The 22,249-nt window shown below is 58.6% G+C and carries 17 protein-coding genes and 1 pseudogene; all 18 read right to left on the minus strand.

The features are described 5' to 3' along the window. Positions 1-73: 73 nt before the first annotated feature. Complete coding sequence (locus tag AC4LFW_RS18715) at positions 74-874, minus strand: MBL fold metallo-hydrolase (protein ID WP_249121686.1); 801 nt, start codon at positions 872-874, stop codon at positions 74-76. Positions 875-882: 8 nt separating this feature from the next. Beyond that, positions 883-1,704, minus strand: a complete 822-nt coding sequence (locus AC4LFW_RS18720) for a sulfite exporter TauE/SafE family protein (protein ID WP_023082831.1) — start codon at positions 1,702-1,704, stop codon at positions 883-885. A gap of 107 nt (positions 1,705-1,811) precedes the next feature. Then, the gene (gene cynS, locus AC4LFW_RS18725; protein ID WP_004350204.1) at positions 1,812-2,261 is read right to left on the minus strand and encodes a cyanase; all 450 of its coding nucleotides are present in this window, start codon (positions 2,259-2,261) and stop codon (positions 1,812-1,814) included. A 25-nt stretch (positions 2,262-2,286) separates the two neighbouring features. Further along, complete coding sequence (locus tag AC4LFW_RS18730) at positions 2,287-3,192, minus strand: ABC transporter ATP-binding protein (protein ID WP_023082833.1); 906 nt, start codon at positions 3,190-3,192, stop codon at positions 2,287-2,289. Next, positions 3,182-4,033, minus strand: coding sequence for a nitrate ABC transporter permease (gene ntrB, locus AC4LFW_RS18735; RefSeq protein ID WP_004350202.1), 852 nt, complete (start codon positions 4,031-4,033; stop codon positions 3,182-3,184). Before ntrB ends, AC4LFW_RS18730 begins: the two co-directional genes overlap by 11 nt. After that, positions 4,030-5,436, minus strand: a complete 1,407-nt coding sequence (locus AC4LFW_RS18740; RefSeq protein WP_042924922.1) for an ABC transporter substrate-binding protein — start codon at positions 5,434-5,436, stop codon at positions 4,030-4,032. Before AC4LFW_RS18740 ends, ntrB begins: the two co-directional genes overlap by 4 nt. 27 nt (positions 5,437-5,463) lie before the next feature. Then, positions 5,464-6,801 (minus strand): FAD-dependent oxidoreductase, encoded by a 1,338-nt coding sequence (locus AC4LFW_RS18745; protein WP_023082835.1) that lies wholly within the window; start codon positions 6,799-6,801, stop codon positions 5,464-5,466. After that, positions 6,798-7,937: an acyl-CoA dehydrogenase family protein gene (locus AC4LFW_RS18750; protein ID WP_023082836.1), complete on the minus strand. Its 1,140-nt coding sequence runs from the start codon at positions 7,935-7,937 to the stop codon at positions 6,798-6,800. Before AC4LFW_RS18750 ends, AC4LFW_RS18745 begins: the two co-directional genes overlap by 4 nt. 22 nt (positions 7,938-7,959) lie before the next feature. Next, positions 7,960-8,508, minus strand: coding sequence for an OsmC family protein (locus tag AC4LFW_RS18755; RefSeq protein WP_023082837.1), 549 nt, complete (start codon positions 8,506-8,508; stop codon positions 7,960-7,962). Between the two features lie 213 nt (positions 8,509-8,721). After that, on the minus strand, positions 8,722-10,314 hold the full coding sequence (locus AC4LFW_RS18760; RefSeq protein WP_031668848.1) for a sigma-54 interaction domain-containing protein: 1,593 nt from the start codon (positions 10,312-10,314) through the stop codon (positions 8,722-8,724). Positions 10,315-10,433: 119 nt separating this feature from the next. Then, positions 10,434-10,547, minus strand: a pseudogene (locus AC4LFW_RS18765) (GlxA family transcriptional regulator); the annotation flags it as partial. Positions 10,548-11,005: 458 nt separating this feature from the next. After that, positions 11,006-12,700 carry a TniQ family protein gene (locus AC4LFW_RS18770; protein ID WP_023121733.1) on the minus strand — a complete coding sequence of 565 codons (1,695 nt, stop codon included), beginning with the start codon at positions 12,698-12,700 and terminating at the stop codon, positions 11,006-11,008. Between the two features lie 294 nt (positions 12,701-12,994). Beyond that, entirely contained in the window at positions 12,995-14,659 is a 1,665-nt protein-coding gene (locus tag AC4LFW_RS18775; RefSeq protein ID WP_023121734.1) for a TnsD family Tn7-like transposition protein, read from the minus strand. Positions 14,660-14,674: 15 nt separating this feature from the next. Next, the gene (locus tag AC4LFW_RS18780) at positions 14,675-16,135 is read right to left on the minus strand and encodes an AAA family ATPase (RefSeq protein ID WP_003118400.1); all 1,461 of its coding nucleotides are present in this window, start codon (positions 16,133-16,135) and stop codon (positions 14,675-14,677) included. After that, complete coding sequence (locus tag AC4LFW_RS18785) at positions 16,132-18,300, minus strand: TnsB C-terminal domain-containing protein (RefSeq protein WP_003290891.1); 2,169 nt, start codon at positions 18,298-18,300, stop codon at positions 16,132-16,134. The genes AC4LFW_RS18780 and AC4LFW_RS18785 overlap by 4 nt, the downstream gene beginning before the upstream one ends. Further along, positions 18,297-19,151 (minus strand): TnsA endonuclease N-terminal domain-containing protein, encoded by an 855-nt coding sequence (locus AC4LFW_RS18790; protein WP_036997997.1) that lies wholly within the window; start codon positions 19,149-19,151, stop codon positions 18,297-18,299. Before AC4LFW_RS18790 ends, AC4LFW_RS18785 begins: the two co-directional genes overlap by 4 nt. A gap of 281 nt (positions 19,152-19,432) precedes the next feature. Further along, positions 19,433-21,283, minus strand: coding sequence for a glutamine--fructose-6-phosphate transaminase (isomerizing) (gene glmS / locus AC4LFW_RS18795; RefSeq protein ID WP_491821017.1), 1,851 nt, complete (start codon positions 21,281-21,283; stop codon positions 19,433-19,435). A gap of 11 nt (positions 21,284-21,294) precedes the next feature. Next, the gene (locus AC4LFW_RS18800) at positions 21,295-22,068 is read right to left on the minus strand and encodes a DeoR/GlpR family DNA-binding transcription regulator (RefSeq protein WP_491821019.1); all 774 of its coding nucleotides are present in this window, start codon (positions 22,066-22,068) and stop codon (positions 21,295-21,297) included. Between the last annotated feature and the right edge of the window lie 181 nt (positions 22,069-22,249).

Here is a 22,249-nt window from a genome sequence, read left to right on the forward strand (position 1 = left end):
CACATGCTTTTCCGTAGCGGGGCGGCTACTCGCTTGGCAACTTGAGGCGAAGCGGCCTGATCCTATCCGCTTCTCAACGATCAGTTTGCAAGCCCCCTAGATTCGCACGCATGGATGGCCCCAAAAGGCGTGGGGCTGGAAGTGTCCGGTCGCGCTGGGTACGCATCTCGATAAACTCGGCCTCTGAAATGCCACTTCGCGCATGAATATTTGTCGAGCGCTGTTCAGCAACGGTGCACTCGACAATGGGCGCGCGGTCGCGAGGCGGGTAGTCGTGGCACATCATCATCTGAACATGCGCGGGCAAACTCAGCAGACGCTGGATGGAGCGATACAGTGTCTTGGCACTGCCCCCTGGGAAGTCGCAACGCGCTGTGCCGACGTCCGGTGGAAAAAGCGTGTCGCCAACGAACACGACCTCATTATTCACCAGGTAGGCGATATCGGCGGGCGTGTGCCCCGGCACGGCAAGCGCCTGCGTCCGCAGCGGACCGATGTAAAACATTTCGTCCGTGGCAAACAAGTGGTCGTATGGCCTCTGCTGGAACGGGCCGTACCGATCGACGAGCGTGCAGCGTACCTTCATGACCCGGCCGCTGATGCCGATACGCCCGCCAAGTTCGGCGCGCAGGTAGCTGGCGGCCGACAGGTGATCGGCATGGACATGGGTCTCCAGTAACCACTGGAGCTGCAGCCCCCTGGCCTGAATATAGGCTTTCACCTCATCAGCCATGTGCGTATCGGTCAGGCGGGTGACCGGGTCATAACCCAGCACTGCATCGACTACGGCGCATTGCGCCTGGCCTGGCGCATGAACTACATGGGTGAAGGTCGAGGTGACCGGATCGAAGAACGAGCGGATATCCAGAGTCATTAGGATTCTCAAGCAAGCAGGTGGGTAAGGCTGCGCGCGCCCAGCGCCAGGGCTACGCCAGCGGCAAGCGCGGCGAAACCGAGCTGAAGGGTGCGCGCCCTGAACTGCGCCGCCATCAGCCGCCCGGCTGCCATGCCGAGCGCGCACGCGCCGATGAACAGCCAACCTGCCGGGGGCACGACGATCCCGGCATGCAACGCCTGTCCGACACTGAACAGCGAAACCAGCGCGATGACCGCAAGCGAGGTGGCCACCACCCCTTGCATGCCGAGCTCGCAGTAGCGGCGCATGAACGGAACGATGACGAATCCACCGCCCACCCCGAGCAGCCCGGTGAGCAATCCGGCCGAGGCGCCAATCGCGCCAAAATGCATGAAGCAACGGGGCGTCCAGCAGAAGCGCCAGTTGTCCGGGGCCAGCCGGCACGGCTTGAACAGGGCAGCGTCAGCGATGCCGGATGCGATCGGCGTCATGCCCTGCGACCACTGCCGCACGGCGATGACGATCAGTACGAGGCAGAACAGCAGCATCACCGCGTCGGTCGGCAGCCTATGGGCGAGGCGGGTACCGAGCGATGCGGTGAGCACACCGATCGCCGCCATGAACAGCGCGGCCCGGTAGCGCACCAAACCGTGGCGCAAGCCATCGAGACTGCCCAGCAGTGCGGCGCTACCGATCGCCAGCAGGCCAAGCGGTACGGCCTGGTGCAAGTCCAGTCCCAGCACCATCGTCAGTGCCGGAACCGCCAGTACACCGCCGCCCGCCCCGGTCAGCCCCATGCTCAGGCCAACCAGCACGCCGGCGACGCCGCCAAGCAACAGTGGATCCATACGGGTTCTCCGCTGGGCAAGGATGAACGTCGGTTCGTCGCCGCAGCCGATGGCCGCGGCGCGCTGAACCTGCATACAGAAGTTCGAGGGGTCGGAAGGCCGCGCGGTCAGTAGCTCTTGTAGGGCAAGAACTTGCCCGACAGCACCACGTTCACGCGATCGCCTTTCGGGTCCGGCTGGCGCTGGATATCCATGGAGAAATCGATGGCGCTCATGATGCCGTCGCCAAATTCCTCGTGGATCAGCTCCTTGATGGTGCCGCCATAGACATTGACGATCTCGTACCAGCGGTAGATCAGCGGGTCGGTCGGCACGGCGGTAGGCAGCGAGCCCTTGTACGGCACGATCTGCAGCCAGGCCACGGCCTCGTCGGTGAGGCCGAACAGCTTGCCAAGCGTTTCGGCCTGGGACTTGTCGAAGGCCATCTGCCCGAGCAGGCCGGCGGTTGTCCATTCCTTGCTCTTGCCAATGGCCTCGGCGGCCTGGCTCCATTTGATGCCCTTGGTGACCTTGGCGGAGATGATCATCTCGGTAACTTGTGCGCGGTCGGTAATCATCGATCGGTTCCTACAGTAGGTGGAGTCAAACAGCGTGGATGCGGCGCAGCGGTTGCTGCGTTCGCGGGTCTGGCGGTGGTGGGTCGGTATCATCGAGGCCCGGGCGGACGATCAGCGGCTGGTCGCCGAGCACGCCTTCGCCACCTTGCTGGATGGTCTTGGAGCGACGCACCAGGAAGTCCACGAGGTGGTTGCGGATTCGGTAGAACTGCGGGTCGTGATGAATGGTCTCGCGGGTTCGCTCGCGCGGCAGCGTGTTGATGACGATCTCGGCGATCCGCGCGTTGGGCCCGTTGCTCATCAACATCACTTTGTCGGCAAGGAGGATGGCCTCGTCGACATCGTGGGTGATCATGAACACGGTCTGCCGGGTCGCCGCGCAGATCTTCACGAGTTCGTCCTGGATCACCCCGCGGGTCAGCGCATCGAGTGCGCCGAATGGCTCGTCCATCAGCAGCATCTTCGGCTCGACGGCAAAGGCCCGGGCGATGCCGACGCGTTGTTTCATGCCGCCGGACAGCTCCGCCGGTTTCTTTTGCGCAGCGCCGGTCAGGCCGACCATCTCGATAAAGCGTGCACCGTGCTCGGCAATCTGCTGGCGCGACCAGGACGGGTGTCGGGACTTCACGGCGAAGGCGATGTTCTGCTCGACCGTCAGCCAGGGCATCAGCGCATGCCCCTGGAACACCACACCACGGTCCAGACTCGGACCGGCGATTTCCTTGCCGGCCATGACGACGCCACCGCTGCTTGGCTCCTCCAGGCCGGCAAGCACATTGAGAATGGTGCTCTTGCCGCAACCGGAGTGGCCGATCACGCAGACGAACTCGCCTTGTTCCAGGCTGAAGTTGATGTTCTCGAATACGGGAGGCTGGCTTGGCTGATAACGCTTGCTCAGCCCTTCGACCTTGAGGAATGCTTTAGTCGACATAGGTCACCTTCTTTTGCAGTTGTGCGAAAAGGAGATCGAGCAGCATGCCGATGACACCGATCATCAGTACCGCGAAGATCACGTTGGCCAGCGAAAGGTTGTTCCACTCGTTCCAGACGAAGTAGCCGATACCGGTGCCGCCTATGAGCATCTCGGCCGCGACGATGACCAGCCAGGCGATACCCATGGAGATGCGCATGCCGGTGATGATGGTTGGAGCCGCGGCCGGCAGGATCACGCAGAAGGCCTTGCGCAGCGGCGATACCTCCAGCGTGCGTGCGACGTTCAGCCAGTCCTTGCGCACCCCGGCTACACCGAATGCGGTGTTGATCAGCATCGGCCAAATCGAGCAGATGAAGATCACGAACACTGCCGAGACCGATGAGTCGCGGATGGTGTAGAGCGCAATCGGCATCCAGGCCAGCGGCGAGATGGGCTTGAGCACCTGAATGAAGGGGTTAAGTGCCTGGTACAGGAGCGGCGACATGCCGATCACGAAGCCGAGTGGAATTGCTACGGCCAGTGCGATCAGATAGCCGAGCGCGACGCGCCCGAGCGAATGCGCAAGCTGGATACCGATGCCCTTGTCGTTCGGGCCGCGGTCGTAGAAGGGTTCGCTTAGCTGCTGGCCAGCCAGTTCGAAGAACTGCGCCGGCGTGGGGAAGCCGTCCTTCTTCGGCGCCTCGGCCGTTTGTCCCATGAGCGCGGCGTATTCGGCGTCTGCCGCGCTCACGTCGGTCTGCTGGGCGGGGGTATGGGTGGCGGTCTGCCAGACCAGCAACAGTGCGGCCAGTAACAATACCGAGACCAACGCCGCCTTCAGGCGAAGATGATTGTTCATGGTCGGGTCCTCATGCGTGGAATGTCGAAGCCGGCCAGGTAGTCGTCCGGGGCGGTCGGATCGTATGGCCTGCCCATCACCTCGAACGGCTTGTAGCCACTGGCCAGCTGAGCCTCGGCTTCGGCCATGCCCAGCGCAGCCATCTGCCGGCGTGCGTCGGTGAGCAAAAACACTTGCTCGGCCAGCGCGCTGTAATCAACATCCGTCTTCACGTAACCCCAGCGCTTCATCTGGGTCAGCATCCAGGTGGCCATGGAGTACCAGGGCATGGGGTCGAAGCCTGAGCGTTGCGGTTCGTTCTGTACCTGGCCCAGGCCATCGGCATAACGCCCGGAAAGCGCCTGGAGGATCACCGTCTCCGGCTGGTTGAGATAATTCGGCGTCGAGATCGCCTTGGCGATGGTCGGCAGCTGGGCCTTGTCCTGAGCCATGGCGGCGGCGTTGAGAATGGCGCGGTAGAGCGCGGCGAACGTATTGGGGTTTTCCTTGATGAAGGCTTCGGATACACCGAAGGAGCAGCAGGGATGGCCATCCCAAAGGTCCTTCGACAGCACATGGATGAAGCCGACCTGGTCATACACGGCGCGCTGGTTGAACGGCTCGGGGCCGAAGAAACCGTCGATGTTGCCGGCCCGCAGGTTGGCGATCATCTCGGCCGGCGGCGTTACCCGCAGCTGCACGTCGCGGTCCGGGTCCAGCCCGTGCTCGGCGAGGTAATAGCGCAGCAGGAAGTTGTGCATCGAATATTCGAAGGGAATGGCGAACTTGAAGCCTTTCCAGTTCTTCGGGTCGCGGTTTTCCTTGTGCTTGAGCGCCAGAACGATGGCCTGGCCGTTGATGTTCTGGATGGTGGCGACCCGCATCGGTTGCGGATTCGAGCCCAGGCCCATGCTGATCGCCAACGGCATGGGGGCGAGCATGTGTGATGCGTCCAGCTCGCCGTTGAGCATGTTGTCGCGCACCAGTGCCCAGCCGGCGGTCTTCTGCAGGCTTGCCGACAGGCCCTGCTCCTGATACAGCCCGAGCGGGTCAGCCATGATTAGCGGCGTGGCGCAGTTGATGGGGATGAAGCCGATCTTCAGATTGGTCTTTTCCAGCGGCCCGCGTTCATCGGCCATCGCCTGCAGTGACGTCAGCGGCAGCACGCTGGAGATGGCGGCCATTGCCGTGCCGACACCGACCGCCTGGAGAAAGCGCCGGCGCGTCACGTCGTTAGGGAAGAGCGCGCGCACCGCCGCGGCCTCGACGAAGTCCTGCGACAGCATTTCCCGGTCGCGCGAGCGTGCCAGTCGCGCCTGTTCCGCAGCGCGATCATGCGCTTCGGGGCTTTCGTGCTTTCCGCAGGCACAACCGGTCAGCGTGGCATGCTCCGAATAGGGGCGGAAGAAGTTATTGTCGCTCATGTCTGTACCCTCCAGTTTGGTCTGCAGTCACGCGGCGTCGGCGCGGCCAACCCGCAGCGTTGACGTAGTCGTGCCGTTGGTTCGTTGTTCCATGAGCAGAAAGCCATCGGTTTCCTGGACGACATGCCAATGCCCGTCTGCATGAGGCATGCCGTGCAGGGCGATCGGCAAGGAGGCGGTCTTCAGCCTGATGACGGGATCGCTGTGGCGATAGAGCGCGCCCGGCATGCCGGCGATATGGGCGGCGATGGCTCGCGCCTGACGGGCGATGGGTTCGATGAAGCGGCAGGGCATACCGCCAAGACTGATGCAATCGCCCAGGGCATAGATGTCCGGGTCGCTGGTCTGCAGCGTGGCGGGGTCGACGCTGATGCCGCGTGCGAAGTCCAGACCGGCCAGGCGCGCCAGGCGGGGTTCGGTGGCCAGGCCGGTAGCGGCGATCACCTGATCCACGTCACGGCGCTGGCCACAGCGAGTCAGCAGGCGCTTGCGGCCGTCGGCGAGCGAGGTCAGCGAGGCGATTTCGACGTCGCCGAGCAGCTCGATGCCCAACTGGCGTTGCGCGGCGTTCAGACGGCGGGCCGCCGGCTCGGGCAACAGGTTCGCCAGTGGTAAAGACTGACGATCCATCAGCGTGACCCGGTGACCCGCTCGCGCCAGGTCCTCGGCGATCTCACAGCCGATCATCCCGGCACCGATAACCGCCACGTCCTGGGGGCTGCGCTCGGCCAGCCGCGCCTGCAGGCCGGCCCAGCCGTGCAGGTGGTTGACGCGCCAGCAGAGCTCGGCCGGCAGCGCAACGGGCAGTGCGGGGCGGGCACCCTGAGCGAGAACCAGCCGGGTGTAGCTCAGGTTGCCGCGTGTGGTGCGCAGTTGACGGAGCCGTGGGGATAGGCCTACGGCGAAGGTTTCCGGCAAAAGGCGCACGCCAAGCCGAGCAGCGGCCTCGGCGGCGCGCTCGCGCACCAGCTTGTCGGCCGACTGACCGCGGCTGAGCGCAACGGACAGTTCGGGCTTGTGATAAAGGTCGCCCTTGCAACCGCTGACCAGCGTGATGGGGGTGCTCTGATCGATGGCGCGGATGGCTTCGATGACAGACCAGCCGGCCAGTCCGCCACCGACCACCACGATGCCTGTCTCGCGAGGCCCGACCGGCATCGCCACGGCAGCTGGCGCCTCGCGCATCACGTAGGGTTCGAAATCCAGCTTGGTCACGCCGCAAAGCGGGCATTCCCAGTCATCCGGAATGTCCTCGAAGCGGGTGCCGGGCGCCAGCCCGCTGTCCGGATCACCGAGCGCTTCGTCATAGATCAGGCCACAGGCGCGGCAAATGAACTGCCGCCAGGCTTGGGTGATTGCACTCATGCTGGCTGGGCCTCCTGCATCAGGCGGTTCATCTGGTAGCGCAGGTGCTTGATCGCCGGGGTAACGATCGCCACGAATTGCGCCTCGCGGATGCGTCGTTGTGGTCCGGCACTCATCAGGTAACCGCGCGCGCCTTGGTGAAGCAGGGCCGACTGGGTCGCACGCAGGGCCAGCTCGGCGCCTTGTACGCGCGCATCGAGCACGTCGAGCATGAAGTCCTTATCGGTTTCGTAAGGGGTGCGCACCAGCGCGGCGACCCGTGAATTGAGCTCGGCAAATTCGGCTTGGAGCACGTCGGGACGGTCATGAAGGAACTGGTTGACGTGCCCCAGTACCGGCTCGACCTCGTTCATCGCGTCCAGGCTGGCCTGCACCAGGCCGGTCGCCATTCCGACCTGCAGGAGGATGAAGGCGGCGCGGACGCGGTTGACGAAAGGGCCGGCGGGGTCGGCGATGAGCTGGTCTTCGCCGATGAAGTGATCAGTCAGGCGGATGCCCCAGGTGCTGGTGCCTTCCATGCCGGAAAATGCGGGGCAATGCCTGAGGTCGACCCGCTCGTCGAGATCGAGCAGAAACATGATCTCGTGGGAACGAGTACCGTCGGCGCGATCGACACCCGCGATCGCACCGCAGTATTGCCCGGGGGCGATGTGGCTGACCCAGGGCAGTGAACCGCTCACCCGATAGCCGCCTGGCACCCGCTGTGCGCGCAGCAGCATCGGCTCGATGCCGGCCATGGCCTTCATCGGGTTGGACAGTGCGGTACCGCCGAAGCTACGACCTTCGACGTGGTCGTTCAAGCGCGCCAGCAGAGCCGGGTTCGCCGATTGCTCCATGTACAGGCCGCAGACGTTATGGCACCAGGCGAGAAAGCCGGTGGACCCACAACTGCGGGCGATCTCGCTGTTAGCTGCTAGCGCTAGCCCAAAGTCGGCCCCGCGCCGGTCCAGATGCGCGCCGAACGCGCCCACCTCGGCGAGGCGCGCCATGATGTCCAACGGGTAGTAACCCTCCCGGTCGATACGGTTGGCGGCCTCGGCGAGAGGCCCGCTGGCTATCTCGGATACCCGCTGGAGCATGGTTTTGTCGTTTACGCTGGGTGTCAGCTCAGCAACGGGCGCGGCGACACTGTTCATGGCGACCTCCTCGATGCGTTGCTCAGTCGGCCAGCGCGATGCTGAACGGAATGGGATTGCGCATGCTATTGGCCACGGGCGAGTAGAAGTTGGCGTGCTTGACGATCTCGTCGAGCTCTTCGCGAGTGGCATCGCCCTCCACCAAGACCTTTACGCGAATCTCTTGGAAGCCCATTTGCTCCGGTTGCATCGGTGCACCGCCGGCACCCCACGCCGCTGGGTTGCCAATGTCGGCTTCCAGGAAGATTTCCAGCTTGCTCAGCTTGACCTGCTTCCAGGTGGCCACTGCTGTAATTCCTACGGCAAGACAGCCACCCAGCCCGGAGAGCACGATCTCGCCCGGAGCGGGCGCCGTGTCTTCACCGAACAGGTGCAGAGGCTCGTCGACCACAACGGCCTCGTGGTCACCGACATAGCTGAGGCTGCGGTACATGCCCTGCATGACCGTGCGGACCTTGTTAGTGCCGCGGCTGGCCGGGTTGTTGCGGCCCTTCTCGGCGAAGGCCATCAGGCCGTCTCGATCGATCGGTCGCAGGTAGGTTTTAACGGTGGTAGGTGCAGGTGCGTTCATGGTGCTCTCCATTCAGTTCATCAGTACCAACGCGATGTCAGTCCTGGCTGAATGGGATATCGCAACTGCCATGCCAGCTGTCGAAGATTTTAAAAATATCTTTACATTTCAGCCTGTTACGGGGTGCTAATTTGGTTTTGGTCTGATTTTTTCCTTCGCTGAACCGGAGTAGAGTCGAACACAATGTTGACATTGTCGACATTGTGTTCGGCTTCAGCGAATGGCTACCAATTTCTGCCAGCGGTAGTGGAACTGGCGCGCGGTCATGCCCAGCAGCTGAGCGGCGCGCGTCTTGTTTCCGCCACAGCGGTCCAGCGCCTGGCGCAGCGCATCGGCAGTATGGGAGGTCACCGAGACGTAAGGTCGGATGTCCTCAATATAGGCAGGGAGGCTGGGCGGTGACGTGGCCAGGGGAGGTGTCGGCGCAGCTTGCTCGTTCTCCCGTGGCAGGTAGCGGTCGACGTCCGCTGCGCTCAACAGGGCGTGGTCGGCTAGCAGCACCATTCGCTCAATGACATTGGACAGCTCGCGAATGTTGCCCGGCCACGCATGCCGCTGCAGGCGCTTAATCGCCTCGGCACTTAGGCTGACGTTTCGCTGGTTGGCCTGGTTGATCCGGTTGAGGAAGTGCAGCACCAGCACGGGGATGTCAGACCGGCGCTCAGCCAGCGAGGGCAGGCGTATCGGGATGACGTTTAGCCGGTAGTACAAGTCCTGGCGGAAGTTGCCGGCGGCGACTTCGGTCTCCAGTTCACGGTTAGTGGCTGCCACCAGCCGGACGTCGATGTGCAGCTCGCGCTTGGCCCCGAGGCGGGTGATGGTGCCCTCCTGCAGCGTACGTAGCAGCTTGGTCTGCATGGCCAGCGGAAGCTCGCCAATCTCATCGAGGAAAATGGTGCCGCCATCTGCCTGCTCGAACCAGCCGGCACGCGCCGTTTGCGCCCCGGTGAAGGCGCCTCGCTCGTAGCCGAACAACTCCGACTCAAATAGCGAATCGGGAATGGCTGCGCAATTCACGCGGATAAACGGCTTGTCCCGTCTGGGGCTGGACAGGTGCAATGCACGCGCGAACAGCTCCTTGCCGGTTCCGGACTCGCCGAGCAGCAACACGCTTGCGGTGGTATTCGCAACGCGCTCCAGTTCTGAGAGCGCGCGCAGCAGCTGGGGCGCGCTGCCGATAATCCCGTAGCGGCTGGAGCGGGTCTCCAGTGCCCGGGCCAGTAGGGCGTTGCGTTGTTCGAGCGCCTCGGTTTTTTCCCTAAGGTGTTCTTCCAGATGGAGGATCTGCCCGGCAAACGTCGCCAGGATTCTCAGGATGGTGAGGTCATCTGCCAATGGGCGTGCTCGGCTGCGGATGCGATGGCAGGCCAGTACGCCGATGGTGCGCTGGCCGATCTGGATCGGTAATGCGATATAGGAAACCGGCCCGGAAGGGAGGTTGTTACGCGCGACCATGCGGCCGAGAAACAGCGGATCGTTATCGATGTCCTGAACGATGATCAACTGACCTCGAGCCAGTACTCGTCCGGTTACACCTTCGTCTGGTGCGTAACGCCCGCGGCTGACTTCGTCTGCGGTCAGTCCGTAGGCATAGCGGATTCGGCTCGATTGGCCCGATTCGTCGAGCAACACGATTCGCCCGCGGTTCAACCCCAACAGTTCGGACAGTAGGTGAAGCATCTCCCTCATTACGGTCTCGGGAGAAAAGTCCCGCCCGGCCAGTGCGGTTACCTGCTGTAGCAGCAACATCTCTTGAGTCCGCCAGAAGGCGGGTGAACTCTCCGATTCTTTATCACTACTGTTCATGATGGCCTTACCTTGTCTGACATAAGCGAAGTGTCAGTGGGCATTCGAAGCAATTTGCGGGCCCAGCTAACGACTTTCCCGCTAGCTGCAGATACCGGCGTTTGACTGGGTTTGCCGGGTCAAGCCGGCATACTCCGTACATCTCGCCTGACGGCCTGAGGCGGCACACCGAAGCCGCGGACGAAGGCTTCGCGTAGATGGCGCCGGTCGCGGAAGCCCGTTTCACGGGCGATGGTCTGCCAGCGCTTTTCAAATTCAGGCGGTGACAGGACAGCAGGCTGCGGTTCGCGAGCGACTACAGGCGCGGCGATAAAAGCATGAACTCGTCGTATCCGATCAACGGGCTTGAACCTCTCCTAGTTTCGTAGACGCCTGTGAACCACAAATTGAGCTTCGTGAACGCCCGCTTCTGGCCGGAAGCGGGCAGCGTAAATCAGGCGCCCAGAACGGATTCTATAATCACTCTATAATTGACTATAAAAGCCTATAATGCCCACTCTAGAGAGTTCTAGCCCCTTCATTGCGAAGCTGGAAAATTCCTTGCTCTAATGGTGCACCTACGGGGGCTGGCAGGCCTATTCAACCTCACCGGTGTGCGGCGGCCGAATACCAGCCATTCGATAGTGTGCCGAGCGGGTGGGTAATAGAGCAGGTCACTTTGAACCGAAACAGGGGCAGCGCCACAGGCCCCTCACTCACCGCTGCTTTTTTCCAGTTGCCCAGCTACAGCCTTATTCCGATAGTATGCAGTACCTCCCAGAACCCGGTTGAAGTCAGGAGGTCCCTGCCAATCCCTTGGTACACCAGTGGACTTAAGCAGGTTTTCTGAGTCCACGCCGTTTCTTAAAAACTCCTCCAAGTCCCACTCAAAAAAACTGACGAGGGTTTGAAAAATAGTGTTCGACACGCTGGAAACCAGACCCAGGCTTCCAGTGTTCATCGGAAGTTTTAGCCTCTTCATATCGGCAAGAGCACAAATTAGCCTTCTCAATCGAAAGTGCCAAACAGACTCCATGAGGAGTTCAGCCTGCTGAGAAGCCAAGGGGAATCTACGTTTACGTAATTTTGGGCAGGGAGGTAAACGCACGGGTAGGAGTTTCTGCAGATTACTGAGATTAACCCGCTTCTGTCCTTTGGAAATTCGATAAAGATCCTCAGCACCCGCTAGAAGAACGGCAGCAAACGCGCTGTCTCGGGGATCGCTAACCTCCTCGACTACTTCAGGTACGTGCTTTGGCGTACTGAGCTTCTCCATCAACCATGCGTTGTCGTGCTCCGTAAGCCAGCGGGTGGCTTGGTAAGCGTTATCCCAGAGATACCCCAAATCGACATTCGCTCGTACAGCCAAGATCGTGTCTATTTTCTGACGATGCTGCGCCTTCCTACCAAGCTGAGGCTTTTCCAACTTTAAACGTAATTTTGCACCTGCCGCGTGCTGAAGAATGAGTTCTTTCTGCAAGGCGGACTCAAAGTCATCCGCGCTCCCAAATAAATGCTGCGCAATGATCATATGCCGGGCGAGGGGCATATCCATCTGGCCATTGTAAAATCTAAACCGTATCCATTGATCGTGTTTACCTGCTTCATAAGCTTTGTCCATTCGAGACAGGGCTTCATCTCCATATTTCGTGCGGATACTGTCAAATAGTTTCGCAGTACCAACAAGGTTTCCGTGTACGAAACCTCGCTTTCTGCATTGTCGTACATAACTTGCACCTAACGTTTCACAACTCATTAGCGGAAACTTACGCTGCAGTACTTCGTAGGCGAACTGCGCAAAATTCTTTTCCAGCACAGTGCCCTGCCTAACTGTCGCAGGATCGAGAGCGCTCCAGCCGCATACACACGGATCAGTCGGATTTGGAAGTAGCCGAAGCTTACGGAAGAACGGGTGAGAGCATTTGGGGCACGCGTGAATCAGCGGCTCACCATGACGCCAGCAGACTGACACACCAGGCAAATGGTGTGAGCGATGCCAGTATGCGTACCCCGTTTCAAGCAGATCCTGCTGCACACAGGTGGAGCAGAGCTTAGCCTTCCCGTGGACCGCACCCTCTCGGCGGGGAATACGAGCCACCCCAAATAAACTGGAGCCTGCTGGGGCATTCTCCACCCCTTGGCTGACCCCTAGAAAGGGCCTGTAAGCTGGAAACATCGTATTGGTACAGATCAGCTCGTCGAGATTGCTTTCTGGATCACCAGGTAGTCTGGCAGCAAGCACTTCAATCTGCTTTGGCAGGAGCCCTACGCTGAAGGGTGCCGAGCCAAACAGGTCTTGGAAGGTTTCAGCTGCAGTCCTGTTACCTGAAAGGAAGTGGTAGCGCGTGATACGAGAATGCAACATCTCGTCCGGCATGGACATGGGGAAAAATAGCAGATCAGACATCGATAATTAACTAACGAGATAATGTTTGGAAGTACACGCATTCTGCGACGCGGCGTATTTTTAACACATAACATAAGGTTTTACAGAGTAAGTATATTAAAAGCACACGAAAATATGGCGAACAGGAGCCACACCAATTTTGCACTCTCACACTTTTTTGCGAAAAGCAGTTAACTCAGGTTTGCACCAGCAATATCATGAGCCACACCCTAATGAGGGTCTTACGAAGGCTCACACTTTCTTAAAAATATGTACGAAGAAAAGTGAAACAGTGCCGCGCAGTGGTGCACGTGACTACGGTCTGATGCAAGCAGTCCGATACAATGCTGACCGGGTTACGCTTCGCTGCTCGTCTGCCAGCTTCTCCTTGGCCCATTGCAGGCGACGAACGTGAAACTCCTCAATAGACTCGCACGTCTGCTCCAGTGCTCTGGCGCAAAGGGGTAGCTTGGAGAGTTGTTTCTCAAGGCGTGAAAGGACATGCAGCTCTCGCCCTATCCTAGCGCGAGAGATCAAAATAGGCTTTCCCGATCCTGCTCGAAGGCGCTGCGCACAGCACCTGATCTGTTCAGCAAGATTCGCGTCGAGAGTAGCGAATGTATCGGTGTTATCAGCGCGGCTTGTATGAGCACCTGCATGTTTGGCGATGCAGCCTGAGAGCCAGTTTCGATCATGGCGATACAGCCACATGTAATCTTTGCATTGGTGAGCTTGCAGGCCCCGATATTCAACCTCGAAAGTTGCTCGGCGCCTGAGGCGCTTGCTTTGAAATCTTGCGTCTTTCCAGACCTGCGAGCCGCCATCGACGGCACGAATGGTTCGATACACATACACTTGGGAGACTCCAAGCACAGAGGCGATCTGCCGAGCCTCGCACCCTGCAAGTGCTAGCTCCCAAACAGCAGCAGGTAAGCCTTCTAGCCCCTCTAGCAGGGCCTTAGAAAGTTTCGCTTTTGGGTAGCCGACACCAGTTGGCGATGATCGCTTAACAGCTGGCGTTGATGGTTTGTCGCTGCACTGGAGATGAGCCAGATCAACCCCAAGGGCGGTGGCCAGCACAATGTATTTGAGTGGGTGGTGCGTATGCCTTGGCCTCCGTAGCAGCTTGGTGACCCAAGTCGCGGGTAGATCTGCGGGTGACTCTCCTAGAATCGAGTATTCCCAAGCTGCAGGCAGAGCGTTGAAAACGCCGGCCATATGTGCGGCCAAACGGCATAGATCCAGCCGGTGCGATGCGCCATGGGTCAGGCCTAACTCTACAGCTCTTTGAACAAGGCAAGAGCGCACTGCAGTGGGTGAAAGAGGTTTGAGGTCTAGCGCAAGCAATTGCATTGATCGGAGCGCTATTTGACGCAGCACTGGATAAGCCTCCAGATCAGCATCGACCTGATATGAATGAGCTTGTACATCGTCTTCGTCAGGCAGGTGGAGCTGCCATGAGTTGCGGCTATACCAACTGGGATCCACCACCTTGAGCGAATGGCCGTGGTGGGGACATACCAATACACCGGGAAGCTGGTGAACACGGTGCCAGTACGCTGCGCCAACCCGAACGATATCCTCATTGAGGCAAGCAGGACAGAATCGTACTCTCGAAGCGACCTCGATCCGACTGGCGTTGACTCCTAATTTCAGCATCAGCCACTTGCCGGCCCCGGCCATTGAGGTACGAGCATGCCGCACCTGATCGTCGGTGAGAAAGGGCGCGTAATAGGGCAGAACGGTATGGCATGTAATTATTTTGGATACCGAGAGATCCGTGGCAGGTGGAAGTGACTCGGCTAAGTCACCCAATCGACAGGGAAACGCTACGTTCTGTGTGTATGAGATTGCAGCCCTATCGCCAGCGAAAGCGGCTTTTCGGCTATGCCCGCCACAAAGCCGGGCATAGCGGGATAGGACACTGTGAAGCGTCTCGTCGGGGAACGCAGCAGGGAAGAAATGGAATTTCAGCTCCATTACACGACCCTCGAATCATAATCGGCGGTAGGCCGGCGAGAACTCGAAGAGATCCCTGGTTATCCAGCCAGCTGACTTCAGTTCTGCAAGGGTGTCGGGATGCTCGCTGAACACCTTCGCTTCAGAAGCCTCCACGGCAACTGCTGAAGGCGCATTAGGTTTGCTCACAGTAGCTTCCGGTAACGCAGTATTTGCCCGTGCAGCTGGAGTTACGCCTCGAAGCAAAGCGAGACGGTCTGCTCGCCCAAGTCCGTTGAACGCCATCATTTCCATCAACTGCTCCTCTATGGGAAGCAGGTCGTCGAACTTGCGCATGCGACTAGGGTCGCGACTACGCAGAGCCGATAGCGCTGGCCTGAGTATTTGCATCTTGGAATTGCTTACTTTGACGATCGTCTCGGCAGTCAGACACTCGGAGCCACTCTGAATTGCATAGCGCTGGCTCAGCACCAATAACTTAACCAGGAAGTCAGTCACACCCTGGGTGTGCTCGTACAGCGCGTCAAAAATCTCAGGAGTCAGTTCAGCCGCCTGCTTGCACCACTGATAGCTCCAAAGGTTCTCGACCAGAAAACGCCACTCGTCATCCTCCTTCTCGAAGCGCTTGAACTCGATCATCCCCCCACCGCAACTGCGCCTGGCGACACGCATTACGTCCGAGAACAGACTGACCATCGAATTCGTCCCGATGAACACGACCGGGATACCGATATTGTTCACCAGGTGAAGGAAGAAATTCAGCATGCTTTCCTTACCCCCGGTCTTGGCCAGGTGAAGGTTCTGCAGCTCATCAATGAGCAAGGCGCCGATAAAAAACGTGCTGGCTACCTGTTCCATCTGCTGAAGCGCATCGTTGATATTTCGATGCCGGTGGCGCTTGTGGTAGTCCTGATCGCCGAGTGCCTGGCCAACCGCGTGGAAGAACTGCTGACAAAATCCAGCCAACGAGCCATCTCGTGGACAATCAAGCTTGAGCCAGGTGATCTGGGTGTGGACGAATTGCTGACCCTCATAACGCTCATGTCGGATCGTCTGAGGGTACAAGCTTAAAATGGCATGCAGTGCGGTGGACTTCCCAATACCACTCAGTCCCACAACGCTGAAAGTGTCAGCTGTTGATTTGAAAGCATCGTGATAGCGCTGAGCCCCTGACAAAGAATGCAGGTGCCTGACTGTGGAGGCGCTAGTTGGATTACGGCCAACATATCCACGACGGATCAGCAGAGATAACAGGGACTCTAGCTCTAGGTGCAGCAGAAACGGCTGCACAACCGTCCTCAAGCGATCAATACAGTGAATCCGCATTGCCCCGTCGAGCTCTAGCTCCTCAGGTGCTACCGGCTGGGGAAAATTTGATATCAGCTCGGCAGCCGCCGCTTCGTCAAGAATTGGTGGCAGCGCTTCGATCAGAGGGTTTCCCGCGTACTCAGTGATGGCCTGCTTCGTATAGCTCGCAAGAGCTTTAGCACCTCTCATTTGGGCTGCCCCGGGCGAACTCTTTTGAGTAAATCGATAACCTGCGCGGTGCGCGGCCCAGCGTACGACTCTCTGACAATGGAAGGGCTCTGAGCATCAGGTTGAACGGGATCCGCACGTATACCGTCAGGTACAGTCGCTTGCTCTCGCTCCAATAACCGCTCTTCCGTACGATTCTCGCGGATATTAGCCACTGCTTCAGCCTTAGAGCCGGCTGCGGGTTCAAGCTTTTTCTCGGCCATTGCATTGCCGACAATTTGCTCAACTTTATCGACCAAGCCAACTTGGCTTTCCCGTTCAGCTCGTTTGTGAGCTGGCGGCACTTGCCTGTAGGCCTCCAAGAGGTCGTAGATCTCGTCCGAGCGATAATCCGCATACTTCGCATCCGACCTCCGCAGGTCGCAACGCAGGAACTCCTTGTTCTCGTCCTGGATCCAGATGTGCGCCGCAGAGTTCGGATCAAACCAGCAATCAATCGCCCAGACGCCATTGCGACGCGCTTTTGCGAACCAGTTTTTTTCGATAGCCATCTCGCAGAGATAATGCATGCCGCGAAACAACACGCCACCTTTTTGGACGGTGGCCCTTTCCCGAGGCAGCAGATTGAGATAAATCAGCTCGTCAGGTCGCTTGTTAGGCTGGATAAGGTCGTTCTCTAACGCCCACCGCCAAATCCCCATCGGAGTGGGCTCCACGCCATCGTTCATCATCGCCTGGGTAAGACGATCCGGCTGTCGGTGGAAACGGTTGTAGTGAAGAATGCACTCGATGAGGACTTGGGTGAACTCCTTCAAATTCAGCGTCGCGTCGAGCCGATAATCACGCTCACCGCGTTCCTTCTCTCGGGCTGCTACTCCGCCGGGGAGCCACCTAATACCGGTTAAGTCGTTCAGGATGCCGAAGCGGCTCTCGACCATCGGTTTCCAATCCGGTCGGTATGGCGGGGCCGTCCCCATATCGATACCCAGGCCAGACGCGAGCCCCTCAGCAGCAGCCCCCAACATTTCACCTCTATCGGCGTAGATTTGATGTGGCAGATGACGACAGTCCCAATCCTCAGGAGTGATATCAACACCGTTTTGCGCGCAGAACTCCACCTTGGAGGTGAACGCGTTGAACAGCGCCTGTCGAGCTCCGTTCCAGCTAGGCCCCTCAAGGCCTACATAAAGGCCAACGATCATCCCTGAGAAACTGTCGACTACGATGTACACCACGGGGCGACCGATAAGCATTCGTCGGGAGTAGCTGTTGACCAAGTAAATGTCAGCGATGGTCGCGTCGATCTCGAATTGATGACAAGGACCTCTAAGCCAGTCGCGGACGGTACCGGATAATGGACGGCAATCCTTCAGCCACTTCGTCAACCCCATGCGTCCACGATCAGTCTCGGTATCATCAAAGAACTGCTTTCCCCAATAATTAAACTGGTTAAACGTCGGAATTTCAGATTGAGGAAGCAATACGACCTCGTTTTCGGGATTTTTAGAAAGCCGCTTCTCCGAATAATATTTATTGAGCATTTTGTTGTACGCGCTATCAATCGTCGACTTCTTGTTCTTTACGTAAAGCGCGTAACAAACTCGGATACACTTCTTGTCGATATCGCTTAGTAATTTGGCAGGCGACACTAACACCCCTTGAAACCTTGGCTTTCGTCCCGGCGGCTTATCAGCGGAGTAATTACGACTCCCAACACCTACAGCAGAATAGTTGTTAAGAAGCGCATTTCTTACTTGCCCGTAAAACCAGTATCGATACAACAAACGATATAGCGTTTTACGCTGCACACCCGCCTCAGCGGCGCGATCACTTACCAATCGGCCCATCTCGCCATGAACAAATATTTGCCCTGGATAGGCCGGGTCCAAAAGTGGCGCAATCAGAGCCCATTTTTGGTCTCTATCACGCCTCGCGCGCTCGTCGAGATCTTCTTCCAAAACCAGTAGAAATTCTGGCACTGCCATCACCACAGGCTTTGTATCGCCTGATACCAATGACACCCTGAATTCCTCAAGACCAATCGAATACGGCTTCCTAGGAGGATCCGTTAGATCCATAACAATCAGTGCGTCGTGCTTCTCGTCGAGGTGAATTGCTCTCGCCATAGTAGAGAGCAAGGAGAGTTCCGTGACAGGCTCAAAGACGTCATTAACTGAAATTTTCATGACGACTTCTCGCTCAGTGTGGATATTTCAGTGGGATAAAAAACACTGAAGTCTGGCAAAGGTGACTTGAGCTGTAACGGCGCACCACTTAATTCAATCCTAATAGTTTTCCGCCAGATCAAATTAAAGAAAATGTCGCGAGCATCGGTATACGGTATGGATAATCGGTGTCCAATCTTGCGCAAGCTCTCCGACGTTGACCAAGGGCAACCCTTTATTGATTCAAGTATCTCGATGAATTGCAAATGCAGCGGGACATCCATCAAGGCACGAGGCAATTTGGCAAATTTGCGAAGAAATACGAGATTCAGGATCAAATCGGGCGTAAACAACTCCTCCGTTACGATGCTCCAGTCTACACCTTGGCTCACCCAGAACCGTCTCTCGACTTCGAGTTTTTCTAACGTGCGAGCACAGCCTTTTCCTTGAAGGTCTTTCGCGTATTTGATCGTCCTGGCAACGGACTTTACGTCTCCATTTGGCTGCTTTACAGACAGCAAAAAGTCAGTGGTCATTACCATAGGAACAGAGGTCGTTTTGTATTTTGGATACCGTACACCGATAGCCCTGGCGATCGCCTGGGTGCTCTCCACCGGCAGTAGGGGATACTGCTCGCGGATATCTACAACGTCCTCTGAAAACTCACAGAGTAAAAAGTACGCCCGTTCAAGGTCGGATAAGAGGTGATGAATTCGATCAATCTTAACACCTTGGATTTTCCAGGAACGCCCCATCGAAGGGACATCCTGAACACGTAACCAAGGCACATACTCAGCTCCGGCGCCAGCTCCAAACCCATTGGCGATGTGCCGTTCGATATCCTGATTTGAAGCAAACCTACGACCTCGCACCCGCCCTCCTAAGTCCGTCCGGACCGCTCCCCTCGTTCGGCAAGAGAGTAGTTATAGGAAAACATGAGCTAACAAGCTGCCATGTCGTAGGGCTTTCCAGAATACTCCTGCTGAAAATTAAGGCAGCGGCTCCTGACGAACGGCCTAGCATAAAAACAGAAAACCCTTTTAGATACAGGGGCTTACGGTTAGTGTCAAACTATAATAGCTTGTGTCAGACTTTATTATTTTGTGTCAATCTTTATTCCGTGAAGCCATCTTCTCCCATAGCTGGGTAGCGGTTACTCCACGGTAACCGACTTCGCCAGGTTGCGCGGCTGGTCTACGTCGGTGCCACGCAGCACGGCGACGTAATAGGACAGTAGCTGCAAGGGGACCGTGTAGAGGATCGGCGCGAGTACATCGTGGATATGCGGCATGCTGACGATAAAGGTGCCCTCACCGTTTTCGATACCGGCCTCCCGGTCGGCAAAGACGATCAACTCGCCGCCGCGAGCCCGCACTTCCTGCAGGTTGGACTTGAGCTTTTCCAGTAGCTCGTTGTTCGGCGCCACCGTGACCACCGGCATGTCGGCGTCGACCAGCGCCAGCGGGCCGTGCTTGAGCTCACCGGCAGGATAGGCCTCGGCATGGATGTAGGAAATTTCCTTGAGCTTGAGTGCGCCCTCCATCGCCACCGGATATTGCGCGCCACGTCCGAGAAACAGGGTGTGGTGCTTCTCGGCAAAGTGTTCGGAAATCTTTTCCACCGTGCTATCCATCGCCAGTGCCTCGCCCAGACGCGTCGGCAGGCGGCGCAGTTCGTCCACCAGCTCAGCTTCCAATGCAGGAGCCAGCGTGCCGCACACCTGGCCCAGCGACAGAGTCAGCAGTAGCAGACCGACCAGTTGGGTCGTAAAGGCCTTGGTCGAGGCCACACCGATCTCCGGCCCCGCCTGGGTCAGCAAGGTAAGGTCGGACTCGCGCACCAGCGAGCTGATTCCGACGTTGCAGATAGCCAGACTGGCCAGGTAACGACCTTCCCCCTCGCTGCGTGATTTGGCGTTGCGCAGCGCGGCGAGGGAATCAGCGGTTTCGCCGGACTGGGAAATGGTCACGAACAGGGTGTCGGGCTGCACCACCACCTTGCGGTAACGGAACTCGCTGGCAACCTCAACCTGGCACGGGATGCCAGCCAGCTCCTCCAGCCAGTAACGGGCGACCATGCCCGCGTGGTAACTGGTGCCACAGGCGACGATCTGCACGTTGCGCACCTTGGCGAACAGCTCGGCTGCCTGCGGGCCAAACGCCTGGACCAGAACCTGATGATCACCGAGCCGACCTTCCAGGGTACGTTGCACGACCTTGGGCTGCTCATGGATCTCCTTGAGCATGAAGTGGCGGTACTCGCCCTTGTCCGCAGCTTCGGCGCCTTCGTGGTACTGCACGCTTTCACGCTGTACCGCTTCACCGTCGACATTCCAGATCTGCACGCTGTCGCGGCGGATCTCGGCGATATCGCCTTCTTCCAGGTACATGAAGCGGTCGGTGACCTGACGCAACGCCAGCTGGTCCGAGGCGAGGAAGTTCTCCCCCATGCCCAGCCCGATCACCAACGGACTGCCGCTGCGCGCAGCCAGCAGACGATCCGGCTGGCTGGCACTGACCACGGCAAGGCCGTAGGCACCATGAAGTTCCTTGACCGCTGATTTCAGCGCAACGGTGAGATCGCCGGATTCATTCAGCTTGTGGTGCAGCAGGTGGACGATGACTTCCGTATCGGTGTCGGACTTGAACACATAGCCCATGTCCTTGAGCTTGTGGCGCAACGCTTCGTGGTTCTCGATGATGCCGTTGTGGACCACTGCCAGATCATTGCCGGAAAAATGTGGATGGGCGTTACGTTCGCAGGGTGCACCATGAGTCGCCCAACGGGTGTGGGCGATGCCGAGACGTCCGGTCAAGGCTTGCTGCTGTTGCGCCTGCTCCAGCTCGGCGACCTTGCCGGAGCGTCGCAGGCGATTCAGCATGCCGTCGGCATCCAGCACGGCGACACCAGCGCTGTCATAGCCGCGGTATTCGAGACGCTTGAGGCCTTCGAGCAGAATCGGGGTGATGTTGCGTTCGGCGACGGCGCCAACAATGCCACACATGGTCAGTTCTCCTAAAAGGATTCGATGGCCGCGCAGATCAGCTTGATGCCACGGGCCTGGATGCTTGAACGGGCCTCGGGGCTGAGACGCTCGTCCGTGATAAGGGTATGGATGCTGGCCCAGGGCAGTTCCAGGTTGGGTATGCGGCGGCCGATCTTGTCCGACTCCGCAAGCACGATGACCTCCCGAGCCACATCAGCCATGACCCGTGACAGCCCGAGCAATTCGTTGAAGGTCGTCGTCCCGCGCTGTAGGTCGATGCCGTCGGCCCCGATGAAGAGCTGATCGAAGTCATAGGAACGCAGTACCTGCTCCGCGACCTGACCCTGGAAGGATTCCGAGTGAGGATCCCAGGTGCCGCCCGTCATCAGCAGCGTCGGCTCGTGCTCCAGATCACGCAGCGCATTGGCCACACTCAGCGAATTGGTCATGACGAGCAGGCCATGCTTGTGGCCCAGCTGGGGGATCATCGCGGCGGTGGTGGTGCCGCTGTCGATGATGATACGGGCGTGCTCACGGATGCAGCCGACCGCCGCCCGTGCGATGGCCTGTTTTGCGGGAGATACCGTTTGTACCGTGTCTGCGATGAATTCCTGAGGCAGGCACACCGCGCCGCCGTAGCGACGCAGGAGCAGCCCGTTCTTTTCCAGCGCGGCCAGATCCTTGCGAATCGTGACCTCCGATGTTTCGAAGCGCCGGGCCAGATCGTCGACACTGACCTCGCCCTGCTCGGCGAGCAGCGCAAGGACCGCATGACGGCGTTGTGGTGTGTTGCGCTTTGACATCGATATATTTCGATTCGAAATTTAGTGGATCGAATCAAAACATAAGCAGCCAGAGTGCGCAAGCTGGAAGCTGGAAGCTGGAAGCTGGAAGCTGGAAGCTGGAAGCTGGAAGCTGGAAGCTGGAAGCTGGAAGAGTTTGGGCGGCGTGTCAGTAGCCGCCAAGCTTTTCTTCAGGCTTCAG

This window comes from Stutzerimonas sp. C6.4V (genome assembly GCF_058536345.1).